Origin of the sequence: Colwellia sp. MB3u-8, assembly GCF_014076985.1 — a bacterium.
In the GTDB taxonomy this organism is placed as follows: domain Bacteria; phylum Pseudomonadota; class Gammaproteobacteria; order Enterobacterales; family Alteromonadaceae; genus Cognaticolwellia.
In genome coordinates, this window is record NZ_JACGVA010000030.1 from 165711 (window position 1) to 185667 (window position 19957).

Annotated in this window: 19 protein-coding genes; 13 read left to right on the top strand and 6 right to left on the bottom strand. The window is 36.8% G+C overall.

Annotation, left to right across the window (positions count from 1 at the left end):
• The first annotated feature begins 1177 nt into the window (after positions 1-1177).
• A complete protein-coding gene (nhaA, locus tag H4J54_RS00905; RefSeq protein WP_182188950.1) occupies positions 1178-2560 on the top strand; it encodes a Na+/H+ antiporter NhaA in 1383 nt (460 codons plus the stop codon).
• Between the two features lie 147 nt (positions 2561-2707).
• On the opposite strand, the gene truC is transcribed toward nhaA, so the two are convergent.
• Positions 2708-3460, bottom strand: a complete 753-nt coding sequence (truC, locus tag H4J54_RS00910) for a tRNA pseudouridine(65) synthase TruC (protein ID WP_182188951.1) — start codon at positions 3458-3460, stop codon at positions 2708-2710.
• A 388-nt stretch (positions 3461-3848) separates the two neighbouring features.
• Here truC and H4J54_RS00915 point away from each other — a divergent pair, with 388 nt between their 5' ends.
• From H4J54_RS00915 to H4J54_RS00925, 3 genes are all read left to right on the top strand, one after another.
• On the top strand, positions 3849-4889 hold the full coding sequence (locus tag H4J54_RS00915) for a DUF3549 family protein (RefSeq protein ID WP_182188952.1): 1041 nt from the start codon (positions 3849-3851) through the stop codon (positions 4887-4889).
• Positions 4890-4897: 8 nt separating this feature from the next.
• Positions 4898-5200, top strand: coding sequence for a DUF3301 domain-containing protein (locus H4J54_RS00920; protein ID WP_182188953.1), 303 nt, complete (start codon positions 4898-4900; stop codon positions 5198-5200).
• A gap of 578 nt (positions 5201-5778) precedes the next feature.
• Complete coding sequence (locus H4J54_RS00925; RefSeq protein ID WP_182188954.1) at positions 5779-6789, top strand: hypothetical protein; 1011 nt, start codon at positions 5779-5781, stop codon at positions 6787-6789.
• Between the two features lie 1077 nt (positions 6790-7866).
• On the opposite strand, the gene H4J54_RS00930 is transcribed toward H4J54_RS00925, so the two are convergent.
• The 3 genes from H4J54_RS00930 to H4J54_RS00940 form a co-directional block, all read right to left on the bottom strand.
• A complete protein-coding gene (locus tag H4J54_RS00930; protein WP_182188955.1) occupies positions 7867-8247 on the bottom strand; it encodes an STAS/SEC14 domain-containing protein in 381 nt (126 codons plus the stop codon).
• 193 nt (positions 8248-8440) lie between these two features.
• A complete protein-coding gene (locus tag H4J54_RS00935) occupies positions 8441-9091 on the bottom strand; it encodes a GNAT family N-acetyltransferase (RefSeq protein WP_182188956.1) in 651 nt (216 codons plus the stop codon).
• A 187-nt stretch (positions 9092-9278) separates the two neighbouring features.
• Positions 9279-10151 (bottom strand): choice-of-anchor H family protein, encoded by an 873-nt coding sequence (locus H4J54_RS00940; protein ID WP_182188957.1) that lies wholly within the window; start codon positions 10149-10151, stop codon positions 9279-9281.
• Between the two features lie 249 nt (positions 10152-10400).
• Between H4J54_RS00940 and H4J54_RS00945 the strand changes: the two genes are divergently transcribed.
• The 4 genes from H4J54_RS00945 (at position 10401) to H4J54_RS00960 (ending at position 14478) form a co-directional block, all read left to right on the top strand.
• A complete protein-coding gene (locus H4J54_RS00945) occupies positions 10401-10712 on the top strand; it encodes a PepSY domain-containing protein (protein ID WP_182188958.1) in 312 nt (103 codons plus the stop codon).
• 3 nt (positions 10713-10715) lie between these two features.
• A complete protein-coding gene (locus H4J54_RS00950) occupies positions 10716-11405 on the top strand; it encodes a response regulator transcription factor (protein ID WP_182188959.1) in 690 nt (229 codons plus the stop codon).
• A 48-nt stretch (positions 11406-11453) separates the two neighbouring features.
• Positions 11454-12836 (top strand): ATP-binding protein, encoded by a 1383-nt coding sequence (locus tag H4J54_RS00955; RefSeq protein ID WP_259366980.1) that lies wholly within the window; start codon positions 11454-11456, stop codon positions 12834-12836.
• Between the two features lie 178 nt (positions 12837-13014).
• Entirely contained in the window at positions 13015-14478 is a 1464-nt protein-coding gene (locus H4J54_RS00960) for a DUF3300 domain-containing protein (RefSeq protein WP_259366979.1), read from the top strand.
• 162 nt (positions 14479-14640) lie between these two features.
• On the opposite strand, the gene H4J54_RS00965 is transcribed toward H4J54_RS00960, so the two are convergent.
• The gene (locus H4J54_RS00965; RefSeq protein WP_182188960.1) at positions 14641-14988 is read right to left on the bottom strand and encodes a DUF3192 domain-containing protein; all 348 of its coding nucleotides are present in this window, start codon (positions 14986-14988) and stop codon (positions 14641-14643) included.
• 173 nt (positions 14989-15161) lie between these two features.
• Between H4J54_RS00965 and H4J54_RS00970 the strand changes: the two genes are divergently transcribed.
• Positions 15162-15485, top strand: a complete 324-nt coding sequence (locus H4J54_RS00970; RefSeq protein WP_182188961.1) for a hypothetical protein — start codon at positions 15162-15164, stop codon at positions 15483-15485.
• 53 nt (positions 15486-15538) lie between these two features.
• On the opposite strand, the gene syd is transcribed toward H4J54_RS00970, so the two are convergent.
• Complete coding sequence (gene syd, locus H4J54_RS00975; protein ID WP_182188962.1) at positions 15539-16123, bottom strand: SecY-interacting protein; 585 nt, start codon at positions 16121-16123, stop codon at positions 15539-15541.
• Between the two features lie 71 nt (positions 16124-16194).
• Between syd and queF the strand changes: the two genes are divergently transcribed.
• The 4 genes from queF (at position 16195) to xni (ending at position 19901) form a co-directional block, all read left to right on the top strand.
• Positions 16195-17046, top strand: coding sequence for an NADPH-dependent 7-cyano-7-deazaguanine reductase QueF (gene queF, locus H4J54_RS00980; protein WP_182188963.1), 852 nt, complete (start codon positions 16195-16197; stop codon positions 17044-17046).
• A 191-nt stretch (positions 17047-17237) separates the two neighbouring features.
• Entirely contained in the window at positions 17238-17414 is a 177-nt protein-coding gene (locus H4J54_RS00985; RefSeq protein WP_182188964.1) for a hypothetical protein, read from the top strand.
• Between the two features lie 319 nt (positions 17415-17733).
• Positions 17734-19074 carry a nucleotide 5'-monophosphate nucleosidase PpnN gene (gene ppnN / locus H4J54_RS00990; protein WP_182188965.1) on the top strand — a complete coding sequence of 447 codons (1341 nt, stop codon included), beginning with the start codon at positions 17734-17736 and terminating at the stop codon, positions 19072-19074.
• A gap of 5 nt (positions 19075-19079) precedes the next feature.
• On the top strand, positions 19080-19901 hold the full coding sequence (xni, locus tag H4J54_RS00995; protein WP_182188966.1) for a flap endonuclease Xni: 822 nt from the start codon (positions 19080-19082) through the stop codon (positions 19899-19901).
• The last annotated feature ends 56 nt before the right edge of the window (positions 19902-19957 follow it).

The following is a 19957-nucleotide window of genomic DNA, read 5'->3' on the forward strand; positions in this document are numbered from 1 at the left end:
GCTGATTAATACATTGAGGAATTATAATATTGGCCAATGCTAAAAAGCACATTGATATTTATCAATCAAAAGGTGATGTCATTGCAATACTTAAAGATTAGGAAGAAAAGTATCGCGAGATCCTTGCAAAAATATTATTACGCTTCAGCTCGACAAACAAAAGTGCACAAAAAATGATAAAAAATTAGCGAGGTCGGCAAGTTTAAGATAGTGAATGTTAATCCCCCTGTTCACTCTTAAAAAACAATCTTTGTTATCACTCTATGGATGAGTTTTTTTAGAAAACTAGTGATAATTATCAATGCAATAAGAGAGGATTTTTGAAATAAGTCAAAAAAAAGACAAGAGCTAAATTTAATCACGTTTTCTTTAATCAGTCTTAATTATCTCTATAAAATCTGCACTTACTTCCTTGCAACAACAAAAACTCTTAAATTAACAAACAAAACCAGCAATCGCACTATTACAACGAGTTATGAACTCAGCACTAGTGGAGTCAGTTTGTGGTTAGCGGGTGTTTGATTAATGATCTGAAGCGGGAAAAGGTTTAATTCATTGCTAATACTGGCAACAATCCTAGAGATGATACTCAGCATCACTAAAAAGCAGCTATAAAAAATGAGGATGTCGATGAAGAGGGTTGTGTACTAATCAAAATATAATCGCATTAAAAGGGAGATAAAGTAGTGAGTGAAAAGTTCAACCAAAATAACCAGACTCGTCGTTTATTTCTGGGTGGCGTAATAGACTTGCCTGCATGCCTATTTTCAAATTAGTTTTTTACAAATTAGTTGACCACTATAGTTTCTCTTTTTTTGGTTAGCATGTCGATATCACTGCGTATTTCTTTGCTGACCTCTTTTTTACCTTCTTTCGCTTCGAGGTCATCGATTTCCCGTGCCATTCCTTTAGTTTAGCTTTAGCCTGTTTTTTGTATTCGTCTTGTTTAGTCATTTTAGCCTATCATTGATAATTGATTTCTCAATGATAAAGAGCATTGGTTATATTAGCTTCACTTCTGTATTACTTCTAAATTTATGAAATTACTCTGACAATAATCAGTAGGTATAGCTCATATTGTCAGCTAAAATTTTATCAAATAACTTTTATTATCCTATCCTTTTATAAAATAATTTTTGTCTTTTTTTGATGTTTTAATAAATAGTGAGCAAATTTCATGTCAGAGCAGGATGAAAATCGACCACCAAATAAACATTCTCTTAGTCGGCTAGAAGAAGGCTTTGAAAAAATAATTGGACCATTTCAATCCTTCGTCAAAGACCAGTCTATCGCCAGTATCATATTGCTTTGTAGCGCGATATTAGCGTTGTTAATTGCCAATTCTTCCTTAGCTGATTTTTATCAATCCTTATTACATACTCAAACAGGCTTTGTTTTTGGCGAATGGAGCTTCCAAAAAAGTATTCACGACTGGATTAATGAGGCGTTAATGACGCTGTTCTTCTTTGTTATCGGCCTAGAAATGAAACGCGATTTTTTGGTTGGCGAGTTACATGATCCGCGTAATTCAGTCCAGGTCGTTATCAGCGCAGCCGGAGGAATGTTGATACCAGCGTTGATATTTTATGCATTCAACTCAGGCTCATCCACCGTTCATGGATGGGGAATACCGATGGCAACCGATACGGCTTTCGCGGTTGGATTTTTATATCTACTCGGCAATCGAATACCCAGAACTTTAACAACGTTTTTAACTGCACTGGCAATTATTGATGACCTAGGGGCGATAGCGGTTATTGCTGTTTTTTATAGCGACTCGATTTCATTCGTTCACTTGGGGTTCGCCGCTTTATTTCTTATAATATTGATAATGCTTAATTTATTAGGGTTCCGTAGACCCTGGCTTTACTTTTTTCCTGCGCTTGCAGTATGGCTATTCCTAGGGGATTCAGGAGTGCATGTGACCTTAACTGGCGTGTTGGTGGCAATGACAATTCCGGCGCGACCAAAACGTAATCCCCGTTGGTTCATTCAAAAGGCGCATCGTTTAACCAACAAGTTTGAAGAGATTGAATCGAACAAAAAAAGAGCTAAAAGTATTCTTGCCGACGAAGAGCAAGACACACTTGCAGCCCGCCTGGAAGATGTCGCAGAAAAAGCGACAACCCCGTTACAGCGTTGGGAAAGGAAGCTCGAACATCCCGTTGCACTATTAGTACTGCCCGTATTTGCGTTGGCTAATGCAGGGATCACTATCGATGGCAGTTCCTTTTTAGCCAGTATTAGCAGTCCACTCTCTTTAGGGATTATTTTTGGCTTGACCTTCGGTAAGTGTATCGGGATAACCTGTTTTTGTTGGATATCCCAAAAATTAAAACTGGGCGTTCTACCAAAAGGAGTCACTATGTCACATATTATTGGCGTAAGTCTGATGGCAGGGATCGGATTTAGCATGTCAATATTTATCGCTAATTTGGGATTTGACGACAAACCGGATAAATTATTGATTGCCAAGTCAGCGATATTTATTGGCTCACTAATCGCAGGTGTTTTGGGTTATTGCTGGCTACGATTTTTAACTCTAGCGCAAAAAAAATAGGCTGATACCCAATACTTTAAATAATAGTGGGTATCACGCTAACGTAGTTAGGTTAAATCCTGCGACAAAGCATGAGCAATGTAAATTAACACCCCTTGATTCGTTAGCTTGAGACAAATAATACACCACGACTTTAAAAGCCGAGTATTACCATTCAAAGACATTAAATATCTGCTGCCATTGTTCATCAAACTCGGCTTCGATTAACATGTCCAGCCCTGTTACGGGGTGAATAAACTCCACCTGTTTAGCCATTAACATTAAACGTTTAAAACCAAAGTGTTCTCCAAAAAATGGATTTTGCTTATTGTCACCATAATTTATATCACCAATGATAGGGTAGCGTAAGTGAGCGAGATGTCGACGAATTTGGTGACGGCGTCCCGTATGAGGTTGGCATTTAATTAACGAATATCGCACGCTGGCATATTTACCTAACGTCACCGGCAATGACGCAATAGCGACTGACTCGTAAAATGTCTCTGCACTTTGCGCTTCTTTAGCACGGCTAACATTTTTATCCCCTAAATCATCAAGCTTTTCTTTTAATGGATGATCAATAACACCTTCATTTAGTAAATGTCCGCGCGTCAAGGCAAAATAAGTTTTTTTTATCTTCCGCTCACTAAACGCTTGCCCCATTAAGCGAGCTACATCCTGGGTTAAGGCAAATAACAACACACCTGATGTGGGTCTATCAAGGCGATGTAATGGGTAAACATATTGGCCAATTTGATCACGAATAAGTTGTAAGGCAAAGTAAATTTCATCTTTGTCCATAAAGCTTCGGTGGACAAAAAGCCCGGGGGGTTTATCAACAGCCACAAGATATTCATCTTGATATAAAATTTTTAATCGTGGTTTATCAACAATTACCGTACCGGCATTTTTAATTGTCATGTTTATTTATCTCTCTCACATTAACTTATTATTGCCCAAAATAATCTGGTTAATACTTCACAGGCCAAATGGTCAATATTTGTTATTACTGTATTCTTGCTATTCATCGTTCGATAAAAATAGTACTTAGCCAATTTAGCGGTCAATAATAGATTTTTACCTGATCAAATTAAGTGCTGGATTTATTAACGTCACAGCAGTGCTACTTTAAGTGCTAAATATAAATTGTGCAGTAAAAATTTTATAGATAAAAGCTAATAAACGTTGCCGTTACCTAAAATCACCGGATAAAGATTAACGGTGGAGTTAAAGCAGCGTTATCTCTATAATGTTGAGCCATAACAAAACCTAGCCACTTATCAAACTTTTAATAGCGACAGTAGATTCTATGAGTATAACTTCGGACACTATTTCTTCAATTTCAGCATTGCTGAACTTATCAGATTCTCAATATTGTATTTACGACATCGGTCGTCGAGTAGATAAAATATCCATAGAGCAATTTGAACAAATTGAAGCAGCTCAACTGCCCTACCCCTTTCCAATTCAAGGTCATGCAATGCTTGCCATCGCATTTTGGCAAAAGCAATCTACTAGCCCTTACTTATGGTTCGTCAAACTACCGTTAGATGAACGAGGTCTATTAAATCAAGGAGCTAGAAATCATTTTATTGCCATTATTGTTGAAGCCTTAGGTGAAAACCTTACGGTAAATCCAACCGAGCAACAAGAAGCGTTACTGAAGAAAAATCCTTATCACTTTACACCGGCCCAGTATAAATTAGCTGCGATAAACAGTGTTTTGTCAACGTCGCTTAAACAATCGGCTAGCAAGTTTTATGCACCTGCACAACGTTACTTATCGGGTGTCAACGGATGGGAAGCTTGGCAAGACCTTGGGGTACAAGGTTTATCTGACTTTGCCTTTCGACTCAACGAAGCTAACAATAGTGAGGTTTTAACCCACGCTTTAAGTTACTTGCCTGAACAAGTACTTGTACCCTTATCTTCTGCACTTGAAAACGTTAGCTTACCTGATGACGTTATTGAGCAAATAACACTACGTTTTCAACAAGCACAAACCAGTAACAATACAGTCATTACCATCGCATTGTTGCGTGCACTGGCATCAAGTACAGAGCACACTTATAGTCAAAACCTGCTGAGTAATTTAATCACTAATCAAAGGTTAGATGAAGATATACTGATTATTATTGCGGGTCGTTTATGGCCAATATTAAGTACGGAAAAAATGCTTTTTGTCTACTTAGAACATTTAATAAAAGATAAAAACAAGGCCTTATTTTCAGCAATATTTAAAGATTTAGTTGCAATACCGATGATACGCCCCGTACTATTGCAAGCCATTCGTTCACCAAAACGCAGCCCTGATTTGGCCCAAGCCATTGGCACGCTTTTTAAACCATAGGCATTCTCATGGAAAACATTTACTATCTACTTTTTATCGGCTTACTCTTTTGGTATTTTGTGTATTTACGAAAAGTATCTGAGTATGCTCGCTCCCATGTTGATAAATATTGTAAACATGAAAATTTGCAATTTATAGCGATAGCGCGTTTATCGAGTCGATTTAGGTTCTCTAAACGCTTAGGACCACATTGGTTAAGTCATTTTGATTTTGAATTTAGTGGTGATGGTGAATCTACATACCATGGCACCATGATAATGCGAGGTTACAAACTTGACAATATTGACACCCCCCCTTACCGAGTTAACTAACACAACGCTGAAAAATGAGCAGGTAAAGAAAAAGCGACCTTAAGTCGCTTTTTTTGATTTAGCTAATTATGCCAAACATATCATCCACAAAGCTCTGTTCACGCCATGAATAACCTACGCGTCCTGCAAAGTATCCATATTAACTTAAATTAAATAACCCAAGACTTTCTTAGCAATAAATCGATTAACGCTATAAATACAACGCTATTTTTACTCTATACTTAATCGCTTCCCTCGCACTGTGTCTGTTTGACAGTATGGAGTCTACTTTAATTGATGCTCTAAAATAGCTAGATAAAGTTTTATTTTTGTTAGTTTAATAAATGACTATGAATGCATAAACAAATATCTCAGATAAACTGACTTCGCAGGCTAAATTGGTTACCCTTGATGATTCTCATTGAGTTTTATTTTAGTAATTTTCAAGTTAGCGTATACCGCCATATAGCTAACTTATTTTTGGAGGTCTTTTGCAACTTATTAAGTCGCTATTTTGCTGGCACGGTTTTGATAACCGACAACGTTTTATCTTTATTAGTCTTACATGTTTTATTGCTTTTATCATACTAAATGAAAGCTTGAGTGATCATAAATTCAGCGCCATTTTTATACTGTTATTATGTTCATCAACATACTTAGCGGCTACTCGGCGCCGACTCAATGATGCGCATCTACATAACACTTGGATTCTAGCGCCTGCGGGTAGTTTTTTGGTGACAGGTTTTTTTATTGTTTTTACTGGCTACAACAGCAGCTATTGGTTGCTATTAATACCATTACTTATGATGGTAGTACTTTTAACTTACCCAAGCAAAAGTCAAAGGCGCTATATACTTGGTTATAATGGTCCAGTTAATTTATCTGATTTTCAACAACTAAAAAAAACTAATTCTCGCAACAGTCAACGTATTGAACCTACTATGAATAGTGTCAATATCAGTCAATCTTCGAATAATAAAAATGATTATTCGCCACTTGCAGATAACAGTCAAAATACCTCTTCAACCACTCATGCCAATCACTTCAGTGACAGTACGCAAGATAAGATCGAATTTGCTGAGTCAATTCGCTTAGCGCTTTTTAGCAAAAAAAACAGCCAACTTATTATAGCCTTGATTAGCTTTTTATTAGTACTAGCATTCATTATATCAATGCTATTTGCTCAGCCAACGCCGGCTAAAAAACCTGTGGAACACACAAATGAAATTCAAAAAATAGCAAAAGAATTTCAACATCAAATAACATTGCCAGACAACTTCTCTATCATGATCGCTGCTGATAGCGCTATTGTTATCCAGTGGCAAGCTAGTGTTGAAAATAACCTTAACGTTTGGTCCCTAGGCACTGCTGAAGGTGATAAAAGTTGCAAAAGCATCGAGTTTACGAAAGATGAAGTGATTAGAACCTATAGTGTCAGCACTTTAGATAATAAGTATTATGCCTATTTCTCGCCATTAGACACCAAAGCGTTAATTAAAAATATCGCTTTTAAAAACAAATTTTCACTCTGCGGCTACAGCTTCTCATTAAAAGGTAGTCAAGCTAGGTTAGGGAAATCGCCTTTTTATGCCAATTTAATTGACTATTAATTTGACCTGATAAATAAAAATAAACCAGCCTTGAATTAATTGATGATTGGACTTAAAGAGGGTTTAATGACCTTATTTAAAATAAGCTTTGACAAAATTGCTTGTTAGCTTGGCTTTAAATTAGACTGGCATTAGTATGTTGAGTGAATTTCAGACAAAAAAAAGCGGTTCAATGAACCACATTTCTATAACTAGCTTATATGCATCCTGCATAAATATATAATGTTCCCTCTTCATCCATAAAGAGCTATCCCTAGCCTATCCTAGCAAACCTTTTGCTGTCCATATTGTCCTTAATAATAACTATCCTAGTTACATCAATTGTCTATATTCATCTTCCTGATGATTATTCCATGACAATTATTCATTCTATCCTTGCGAGATATCCTATCTCTTTGCTAATCTAAGCATTCTATCTATCCTTGCGAGATATCCTATCTCTTTGCTAATCTAAGCATCCTATCTATCCTTGCGAGACGTCCTATCTCTTTGCTAATCTAAGCATCCTAATGGTAAGCCATTACCCTTATCCGTAATCCCTTTGTCTTCCTGACAGGTATAATAGTAGACTAAATCCTAGCTTTTCAAAGTAAGTGATTTAAAAAAAACATGGACAATTAAATCACGGAAGAAAATAAAGAATATAAAGCAATATAATACAACAACTTAAAATAAAAGCATTAATTTAAGTTCCTTTAAAAAGCATTATCTCTCACAGTATTGTGAGATATGTCTTACATTGATTCGGCATATTTAGGCGTTCAGAAAATCACATGGGTAGAAATTAATTTTTGCTTCTCGGTTTTTGATACCCAAGTAGGATTTTTAACGATTAACTTAAATCACAGCTAACTTCCAACATATCTACTAATGTGTAAAAATTTTCAACTTAATCCAGCCGCTAGTAGATATAGTGGTTATCGTTTTTATATGCTCAAAATTTAGTGATTCAGTCATGATTTGAAAGGCTAAGTAATTTTATTATCGGCTTGGTAATAGTTTAAATCAGATAAGTTTATAGAATAGAACTTATCTTGGGGTTTAGGTTTTTTTCAGTCAGACCTTACTTAATATTGGTTATATCTGTTCTTTCAACCATATTAAAGCATCATCTACATTATGAAAATATTCAATATTTTGAACAGATTTTGAAGGTACCCATTGTTGATCTATATTTTTAATTGTTTCAGATGTAATAACTATCGCTTTTGCGATCATGTTTTTATTATTTAACCATCGATTGAATTTATTAGATATGTAAAAAGCTTCTGGCGTTGCGCCGTCCAAACTCAAAAGATTAGCAAGTATCAAAAATCTATCTTGTTTGAGCGCAGCAATAATTTCCTTTGTTTTTTGTGCTACATCTTTAGCTCCGTATTCATTAAAAGCACCATTCAAGGTAATATGTATAATATTTTCTTTTAGCACTATCGTGTTTTCACCGTGCTCTAAGGTCAACTTGCTTCTCCAATGACATAATACCAACTATTGGTGGGTGTTCAGTTAAATCAACTACAATTCAAGATTATAACTGCATTATCTCAAATATAGATAGCTATTGATCTTCTTTCAGAGCGCACCATATTCATAAAAGCAAATCAGTAGGGTGTGTAACTTTATTTATATAATATGGTGCTTAAATTACTAACCATTAACTTTCCGCTGCTTCTCGATAATAAACCATCAAAGAACCAGAGACATTACCCACAGCAACTTCTTTAATGAACTGATAGTTTACGTCTTTAAAAAATGCTTTATATTTTTTACTGGTAGCGTAAACGGCAACACCTTCACTGTCTTTATGCTCTGCTAAAATGGTATTTACCGCTGCCATTAGATAATGACCAAAGCCATGGTGTTGATGTAATGGGTGTATAGCAATAAAAGACAACATGTGAAATTTTTTCAACGGTACTGTCGCTAAAACAATTTTTTCTTTTTCAATCATTTGTTTGGTACTAAAATAACCTGCACCAAGCAGCATTTTCAAGCGCCAATGCCAAAATCGCTCAGATGACACACCTTCTTCAGGGTTATTTAAGCAGGCAACGCCCACCATGGTTTCACCTAAATACAAACCGATCATTGGCTGCTTTGCTTGCCAAAAAACATTCAGTTCTTCGCGTATCGCTGCCCGTAAGCGTTGTTCATAATCGCTTTTATCTGCAGAAAATATTTCAAGAAACACCGGATCGTCATGATACGCTTGGTATAATAATGATGCGGCTAATTTTAAATCTTCAGCCGAAAGATATGCAGCTTTTATATCAACATTGGTTTTTTCAATGACTTCTGGTGACATCTAGAGTCCCTCATAAATAGTACGATTTTTATTGTTTTTTTATCTCTCAACCATATCAGGATATTAGAAATCAGGTCAAACTTTATTACTATACATAAGCGACAAGCCACGCTATTTTCGCTAATAGTCGCTTTATTACTACGATATTACTACGAAATAACATAACCTTGTCAGTTTAATTGATTTTTTAATATTGTCCGAATTTAACTAAACAATAGCGGTAAACTAAGGCCAATAATGCGCCGAACAACAACCAACTACTGCCCCCTGAGTGTTCATCGTAGTATTCAACCGCTATATACTCAGGATCATAGTCGCTACTTTCTAATGGCAGTGCATAAAGCGCATTAGTATTACTTGCACTGTAAGTCGCCATCACAGCACTAAAGCCCACTTCATATAAGTCAATTAACACATCATAATGATCTGCTACATAACCCGAATCTAACTGAGTAACCACTTCAAACTCATCTTCACTATCTTCGCCAGTAATAACAAAGTCATCACTAGAAAAGTACAAAACCCAAGGTCCACCATTTTGACTCAGGTATAAATCAGCATAAACAACGGCTTGTTCATTAGCCATTGACGATAATATATCGGCATCGAATGTTACACTAAAACTCTGATAATAGCCGTCTTCATCAATATCCAGAATAAGTTCACTGTAACCGCTGTAAATTACAAAGCTATGATAGGAGTCGGCATCATATTCAGCATCTTGACTTAGCGTTGAGGTGAGTAAATTTGATGTTGCTTTTTGCTGGCGGGCATAGCTTACCTCAGGTCGACTCATGCCTTTAAATGCTAAGGTTCTCTGAGAAATCTTAATCTGCTCTTCAGGTTTAAGGTTACTTTTTAGATTAGTTTTTTCACGCTCGACGACATTATTTTTTAATCCGCTAGCAGAGCGACTTACCTGCTCAACTTGTAGCTGTGTTTGTGCAACAGACACTTGGCTCACCAACAACAATGTTGCCGTTAACTTGATAGTAAATTTCTGATTAAATAGCTTATTAAGCCGTTTGTTAAACAGTTGATAAAAATTTTTATTAAACATAATGATAGCCTCGATAAAGTATGGCTGTCATTTAACCTGAGGTATTCTGAACCCTAGCTGAACACTGTTTTTAACTTTTAAATACTACCGTCATTAAACACCATGTGCAGCCTGATAAAACAGTTAGCTTATATTCAGAAAGCATTCAGCTTAGTTATTTTAAAATAACGCTACTTGGATTCTATCCATCATTATTTTACACTGTTTGGCAATCTCGTTTTTATCAAGTCGTTTTAATAAGGTTTCACAATGAAAAAACAATTATTTATGTTAAGCGTAGTAACGTCATTACTAGCAGCCCCAGTGTCTGCTAGTCTTGAGGCTACGCCTAATAGCTTGATGATTGTAAAAGCTAAATATGGTCAATCTAACAGTGCTAAATCACTTAGTCCTCAACAAGCTGCCCGTATTGTTCAAAAGAAATTTGGCGGTAAAATATTAAAAGTTAATAACAATGGTTCTAAAAAAAATCCAAGCTACCGGGTAAAGTTACTTAAAGACAACGGTCATGTAATTTCAGTTAACGTTGACGCCCAATCAGGCCGTGTATCAGGAAACTAATTAATGCGAATTTTGCTCATCGAAGACGATAAAAATCTGCAACAACATGTGAAAGATCATTTAATCACGGCAAAATACTGTGTCGATGTAGCCAGTGATGGTGAGCATGGCTTATTTCAAGGCCAAGAGTTTCCATACGATGCGGCTATTATTGATTTAGGTTTACCAAAACTTGACGGAGTGAGCGTTGTTAAGTCTTTGCGCGAACAAGGTTTCAGCTTTCCTATATTGATACTCACGGCACGTGGTAGTTGGCAAGATAAAGTCTCTGGATTAGACGCTGGCGCTGATGATTATTTAACTAAACCTTTTCATATTGAAGAGCTGTTAGCACGGTTAAATGCCTTAATTCGACGCAGTGCTGGTCAAGCAAGTCCGTTAATCGCAAATGGCCCCTTTGCGATTAACACCGCAAGTAGGCAGGTTAGCGTTAATCAACAGGCTATTTCGCTCAGTAGTTATGAATACAAATTATTTGAATATTTGATGCACCATTTAGGTGAAGTCAAATCAAAAACACAGCTCACTGAACATATTTATGATCAAGACTTTGACCTGGACTCAAACGTGATAGAAGTTTTTATCCGCCGACTACGAAAGAAACTTGACCCTGAAAACCAATACCAATTTATTGAAACTTTACGTGGCCAAGGCTACTTATTAAAAGACTTAACGCACCTAACCTCTGGTTAATTAAGCTAACATGGCATTGGGCTTTTATTTTACAAAAGGTAAATTTAGTTGTTAAATTCGCTAAAAAAGTCACTTAAATCATTAAAAACCAGAGTGCTGCTTAGTGCCTTATTAATGATTTTCATCTTATTGCCCATTGTTGGGTTAATTATCAGTAATGCCTATGAAAAACATATGCTTGCTAGTTTAAAAAATGAACTCTCTGCTTATTCCTACTCTATTTTAGCCATTATTGAAGTTGAAAATAACACCTTGCTGATGCCTGAGCAGTTATTGGAAACGCAATTTAATGTTAGCCAGTCAGGTTTATATGCTGTGCTCACTAGTAGCTCAGCAACCATGCAAGAAAATACGGCGCATCAACTACCCAGCTCACCTGAAAAGCTTTGGAGTTCTCAGTCATTGCTGTCGCCATGGCCGGCAGAAAACTTTCAACAACCTCACTTAGGAAAGAGTGCATTTTATCAAGCTCAGATAGCAGCGCAGCCACACTTTGTTTATAGCTTAAGTGTCAGTTATGGCAGTGAACAACAACCTTTGCCCATGACCCTACATATTATTAAGCAACAAAACGACTTAACTCAGATGATGGCCGAATTTCATCGCCAATTAATGCTAGGGTTAGCCGGTTTAATGCTGGTACTTTTATTGATTCAATACCTATGGTCGTTATGGACGTTAAAGCCGTTAAAAACTTTACAAACAGAGCTTAGTGATGTCGAACAAGGTAAAAGTGAACGTCTTATGGGCACTTATCCAACCGAGCTACATCAAGTGACTGAGCAATTGAATTTATTATTAAATGCCGAACAAAAACAGCGCCAACGCTATCGTAATGCCTTATCAGATCTCGCTCATAGTTTAAAAACCCCCCTAGCCGTTATGCAAACTCAAACCGCGCTATCGCCACTAACTCAAGAGCAGCTCAATATTATTAATGCCATCATTGAATATCAGTTACGCAAGGCACAAAGCGCTGGCCAATCCTCCTGGTACTTGGGTACAGCGGTAGCACCAATAGCCAATAAATTAATCAAAAGTTTAGAAAAAATATATCGCGATAAATCCTTATTATTTGTGGTCAATATTACCGATGAATGCAACTTTAAAGGTGATGAAGCCGACCTATTAGAAATACTAGGTAACTTATTAGATAACGCCTGCAAAGCCGCTAAGCAAGAAATACAGCTTGAGATCAGTCACAGTAGCAAAAACATGATGATCATTATTGAAGATGACGGTGCTGGTATAACGCCCAATTTAAGAGAAGATATATTACAGCGTGGTACTCGAGCCGACACTTATCAGCATGGTCATGGCATTGGTTTGGCGATAGTGCGAGATTTAGTCAATAGTTACCAAGGTAGTATACTTATTGAGTCGTCAGCGCGACTAAAAGGTGCCAAGTTTACGCTTAATTTCCCACTATAGAATTTAATTCGCCCGATAAGCACTCGATTCAGCTAACGTTCAGTTTACAGCAGTTATATTGCTAGCATAACTTAAAAAGTCACCTCAGCTGTTTTACACTAGCTATTTACCGTTAGGCTATGTAAATAGCTAGTGTAAATAGGCGGCTTTTTAATCATACGTATTAAGGATTAGCAAGATGCAAAAAATTAACTTTAAAAACTCACTGATTTATTTCATGTTATTTTTATCAAGCGCCTTGGTGTTTTCAACCCTTGGTTTTGCCGCTAACAACACCAGTGTAACTTTCGATGAGTCAAACATTGAACCCAGCTTAACCGAGCAAACTAGTCACTTTACTGATGCTGAGTTAGCACAAATGCTAGCGCCCATCGCATTATACCCAGACGCGTTGCTTAGCCACATGCTTATTGCCACAACCTATCCTATTGAAGTTGTTGACGCCGAGCGATGGTTAAATAAAAATAGCCGGCTAAGTACTCAAGCACTTGCTGATGCCGCAGAAGACAAAGATTGGGATCCTAGCGTTAAAGCCTTATTACCTTTTCCAAACATACTTAAAAAATTAAGTGAAGATTTACATTGGATGACTAATTTAGGTGATGCTTTTTTACAAGATGAAGCACAGGTGCTTGCCAGTGTACAAAGATTGCGCCAACAAGCAGATCAAGCAGGTAACCTTGAAAATATGAGTAACGTCAAGGTTGTTCGAGAAAGCCAAATAATAGTCATAGAGTCAAGACAGCCTGATATTATTTATGTGCCTTATTACGATACTCGAGTCGTTTATGGCGATTGGCGCTGGTCGCATTATCCACCCATTTTTTGGCACCACCCTGTGCACTATGCTTCACATCATGGCGCCTATTATTGGCATAACCCTGTTCACCTGACTGTTGGGCTATTCTTTGGTGCCGTGCACTGGAGTAATCGTCATGTGGTTGTTCATCATCACAAGTCTCGATATTACAAACACCATAGTAATAAAAAAGCGTCTACCAGTTATCAGGCAAAACGTTGGCAGCATAACCCTCGCCATAGAAAAGGCGTAGCGTATCGCACATCCAACATACAGAAGAAATATCGCAGTCACACACTTAGGGTGCCAAGGAATAAGGCTTTGCGTACAAAACAAAAGCCTTTTGTTAATAATAAACGCCGTACTGAACATACCGGTAATGAATATATCCACAGTAAAAATAAAAGCCAAAACCAAAGCCTGAAGCATAAACGGCAGGTAAATCGAGCAGTAAAAATTGACAAACATCCGCTTAACAAAAAGTCATTAACTCAACAAGAAGCCTATAAAAATAAGCATTGGCAACAAACTAAAGGCAGTAAAAAAGCTTATAACAATAAAATCGAAACAGCTAAGCCGCATCTAAATATAAATAGGCATGATGAGGTTAAAAAATATATAAAAAAAGACAGTTATAGGCAAAGTGATCAAGGCATCACTAATAGAGCCCGTACTGAGAAAAGTTATCTTAACGCTGTAACAACAGCTAAAAAAACTTACCAAAACCGCCCAGCTTCAGCAAGTGAAAAAAGCGTGCATAAGCGCTCAAACGCCAAAGTAACTCACAGCCAAAAAAACAGTGGTAGCAGAACACATCAAAACAGAGCAAAGCGGCATAACTAATTTATCCCAGCTGTTTATCCCAGTGGGTCGTTAATAACATACTTAGTCGATGCTGAAAAATGTTGTGTTGGTCAGACTAAAAAGGGCGATATCAATTGATATCGCCCTTTTCTCATGCCCTGGAGATACTAAGGCCGATCAACACACCACAGATTATCACCCTTACTCTATGGCAGTTAATTCATCGTTAACAAAAACTAACTTTGTACACTCATCTTTCGTTGTTAAGCCATCTTTGTGCAAACGATGTGTACGAAAATAAACTACATTAACCGTTTTGCCATCATCGAAATAAGTTTCATTAAAATCAGCTACACCCATTACACGAGAAACATCAGCAAACGTGGTGTTTAATTGTATACCGGCGATTTTCTTTCTATTTTGGTATTCTCTATCGTCAAAATCGCCAGAAATAGAGTGGCCATCTTCGCCGCCAACGGCAATAACGCAACCGGTTAAAGTCAAGCTTAACGGTGCAATAACAATGAGTGCTAATAACGTTTGTTTCATTTTATTTTTCTCTTATCAAAAGTAATGGTTTAGATAAGGCTAATTGCAAATACCAAACCACTTTCATAACCAACTGATTGTATTGAATATAAATAAAAAAACTAAAAACAAAGCAAGACAGCGTTAGTGTTTTTCGCTAAAATATTGCTTCTTTAACACCTGAGTTATGCGTTATGACTATATCTGATGAAATTTCCATCATCGCCAACAAGCTAGCCAATGAAGGTAAAGTGCCCAGTGTGGCTCTGATTAAAAGTCAGCTGAATCAAGCCGTACCTTTGCCAAAAATAATTTCGGCTTTAAAAAACTGGCACCACGAGCCAAAATTTATACAGGCTCAAGATCAAGAAATCACCAGCAAAATATCGACTGAAGCAAAACCTAACAACACAGAAATAAGCTTACTGATAGCAAATGCTTTAGTGCCATTGCAGCAGGAGATAACTGAATTAAAGCAACAATTAAAACAATTATTAGACCAGCAAAAAAATAGCTGACTTTATGCTCATCACGGCCAAAAAGTCATTATAATGTTTGAGCAATTTATAGCTTACTGAGCATTTTCAATACTGGTTGGCGGTATCCGTGGCGTAAGTTGCGACATAAATTCAGCCAGTGTCTCTGCTATTTTTTTATGTGGCTCACGGCCCACTTTTTCCACCCAAACTGAGCCCGTGTCATTGTCTAATGAAATGATATGGTCGTCATCATCAGTAAGCGCAAAAAATATCGTTAGCTTTTGTTTTAATTTTTTTTTCATTAAAATATGGCCAATAATATTTTCTTGTAGACGCGCAAAGTCTTTTTCGCTCCATGCAAATAACAATGACAAGTCTCCTTCTACACAACTGGCGTCTAAGCTGTCACTATAGATAGTGGTAAAATAGTCTTTAATGTCAGCATGAAGTTTGACTTCCAAGGCCGCTTCAACATTATCAAACGTTAACACTTGGGCCATTTTTATTGGCTGCCATAAAGAAAAATCTTCTTCATGCACACCCTGCTCACAAGGCGATGACCAGTCTTCATCTTTTTGGGTAATAGGTAAATGTTGAAACCTATCTTGGTATGCTTGTAAGTAATCTTGAGAAAATTGCCATACGAGTTCATTAAGAGAGTGATTTGATATTTTCATCTAGCAGTTAATTCCTATAAAATAGAGAAAGATTTCAACCTTGTTACAATCAGAGAAGAAGTTACGCAAAAATGAGCACTTATACAAACGCAAAAGCGTTAAGCAAGTTAACGCTTGGAAAAGTAACAAGCTATTGCAGCCAATATACCCCAGAATTACTACAAGCGGTACCTAGGAGCTTAAATAGAGACAGTTTAGGTTTAACAACAAACAAGCTGCCGTTTAAAGGTGAAGATGTTTGGTATGGCTATGAGCTGTCATGGTTAAATGACAAGGGTAAGCCCGTTGTTGCGGTGGCTGAATTTAGTTTTCCGTGTACCAGCCCAAACATTGTAGAGTCAAAGTCCTTTAAACTGTATTTAAACAGTTTTAATCAGACTAAATTCTCCTCGTGGCAAAGTGTAGAGTCAGCATTAATAAAGGACTTATCAGCTACCGCTGGTGCTAATGCAGAAGTAAAACTTTTTCCTGTCAATAACTGCCCTGCACTAGCTATATCCCTTGATAGCGCATTATGTATAGATGAGTTAGACATTGAAGTGAGTCATTACCAACTTGCTCCTCAAATACTGAAAAATATCAACCCTACTCAAGCAGATGTTGTGACTGAATATTTAGTTTGCCATTTATTAAAGTCAAATTGCTTAATCACTAATCAACCTGACTGGGCGAGTGTTTATATTGAATACAGCGGTAAACAAATTTGTCATGAAACCTTATTAAAATATTTAATTTCGTTTCGCCAACATAATGAATTTCATGAACAATGTGTTGAGCGAATTTTTTGTGATCTCAAACGTTTTTGTCAGATTGACCACCTAACAGTTTTTGCTCGGTATACACGCAGAGGCGGCTTAGACATTAATCCATTTCGCTCAACAAGCAAAACAAAAGCGCCTAAATTAAGAACACTAAGACAATAAGCTAACACAATGTGTAGTTTTTAAGCAGTCAGTTATTAGATATACACTTATACTGGCTTTTTATATGGTTGTGTTTATTATTATCATATAACAATAAACTATTGCTTTAGCCTTGATGTAAAAGCAATAGTTTCAAAACATATGTAGTGCTATTGTTTCCATTCAATGAGTATATTTTAGAGCGCTTTTTTATGGCTGAAAGTTTATGGGTGAAAGCTTTATTTGATACCGCGATTCACTCTTGGCGCACTAGCAGCATTATTGAACAACTTTATGATAAATTGTCACTCACTTGCAAAGACAATGACATACGGTTGAATAATAAGTTAATCGACTTAAAATATATGTTAAAAAACTCGCTAGTTTAGTAAAAAATCAAACCACTTACCTTAACAAGTGTTATGGCCAAAGATGCTTTTATTAGCCGTTATAGTGACGAGGAATTTGTTGAGTAATATCGATAAATCCACTGTGGTAAACAAGCTTAATATATTACGTATAAAGGTGGCAAGTCTACCTTTCACTTTTACAAATTACCGTGTCAGTCTCTCTATTGATCATAGCTTAATAGAAAGACTGATAATATTCACTCCGCATTTGAACATGCAAACGCTGCATGGTATCAAGCTAAAAAGACGGAAAGATAGCGTTATTTACGGATAACAATCAGCATGAGGAAGTACTGTTATGCATACCCAAATTAATCCTGTTGGCAAAATGAATTTACTGTCTCAAGCAGAAGTTGACCGTTTACAACAATCCGCCACCAGTGAACTCTATAATCTCTATCGTAATTGTTCGTTAGCCGTACTCAATGCCGGCAGCCATACAGATAATGCTGAAGATATATATCAACAATTTTTAGACTTTCAAATTAAAGTATTAAGGCGTGAGCGTGGTGTTAAGTTAGCCTTAGATAACCCGCCCGAACATGCTTTTGTCGACGGTGTTATTATCAAAGGTATTCAAGAGCACCTTTCGGCGGTATTACGCGATATATTATTTATTGGTGATTCTTACAGCACTAAAGACATCGACAGTGTGACTAATGTTATTTTTGATATGTTACGCAATGCCAACGCAATAATTCCTGACAGTTCACCTAATTTGATCACCTGCTGGGGTGGACATTCGATTAATAGTACCGAGTATAAATATACCAAACAAGTAGGTTATCACCTGGGTTTGCGTGGTTTTAATATTTGTACAGGTTGTGGGCCTGGCGCAATGAAAGGCCCAATGAAAGGAGCAACCTTTGGTCATGCCAAGCAACGCAACGCAACTGGCCGCTATATAGGATTAACTGAGCCTAGTATTATTGCAGCGGAGCCACCAAACCCTATCGTTAATGAATTAGTCATTATGCCCGATATTGAAAAGCGCTTAGAAGCGTTTGTGCGTATGTCGCATGGTATTATTATATTTCCCGGTGGTGCAGGTACAGCAGAAGAACTGCTTTATATTTTAGGCATTATGCTACATCCAAAAAACCAGTTACAAAAATTGCCTATTATTTTAACTGGGCCCATTGAAAGTGCGGAATATTTTCAGCAAATTGACACTTTTATTGCCAACACGCTTGGTGTATCAGCACAGCGACTCTATAAAATTATTATTGATGACCCTGAACAAGTCGCAAAAACCTTTAAATTAAGCACAGAAGAAGTGGTCGCACATCGAAAATTGACTGGTGACTCTTATCATTTTAATTGGTCATTAGTGATTGAAACTGAATTTCAACAGCCGTTCGAGCCTGATCACAAAAACATGGCCTTATTAAATTTGCATTATGACCAAAGCATAGCGTCATTAGCTGCCAATTTACGTCGGGCTTTTTCTGGCATTGTTGCCGGTAATGTCAAAGCCAGTGGCATAAAAGCAATCCGAGAAAACGGACGTTTTGAAATAAGTGGTGATAGTAAAATGATGGCATTAATGGACACGCTATTGAATTCTTTTGTCAAACAACAAAGAATGAAGCTACCCGGCAGTAAATACATTCCTTGTTATACAGTCATTGAAGGTTAAATTTTATGACGGTCCATTTGGTATTAATTGATGCCTTAAATTTAATCAGAAGAATTTATGCTGTGCAAGAACGGCCATTTTTGTTGAACAATGAATTGGCTGAAAATACTAAGCAACAAGTGTTATTTAATACCGCCAAAGCATGTGAGCAAGCCTTACAAAAAATTATTGAACAATTACAGCCTAGCCATGCGCTTGCGGTGTTTGACTCTCAAGCGCCATGTTGGCGCTATGACATTTATCCTGACTATAAAAAAGGCCGTAAAAAAATGCCCGAGCATTTGGCTGACAAATTAACTGATATTCAAGACCGGTTTATGAAACACCACGTTGACTCTTTAGTTTCAGAAGCAGACGAGGCTGATGATTTAATTGCAACCTTGGCAATAAAGGTTGCATTACGTGGTCAAAATGTAACCGTGGTATCTACAGACAAATGTTTTTTATCACTACTCAATCCCAATATAAAGGTCTATGACTATTTTAATCGTCGTTATTTAGATGAAGAATATGTACTTAACAAGTTCACGGTAAAACCAGACAAGTTAATGGACTTGTGGACTTTAACAGGTGATAACACTAATAAAATTCCTGGCGTAGCCGGCATAGGTCAAGTAACCGCAGCAAAATTATTAAATCAGTATGGCTCGATTAAAAGTATACTGAATGCTACAGACTTAAAAAGTAGTATCAGTGAAAAGCTATTGCAACATGATGAACAAATTGCGTTAAGTCGCAAGCTACTGACATTAAAAATTGATATCCCTTTAGGGTTTAATTTAAAAGACATAAGATTACCCTTTAAAAATGTACTTGCCAGTAGTTAACAATTTGGTAATATTGCAAACTGTTACTGCCATTTTTCACTATAGCCACTAAAACG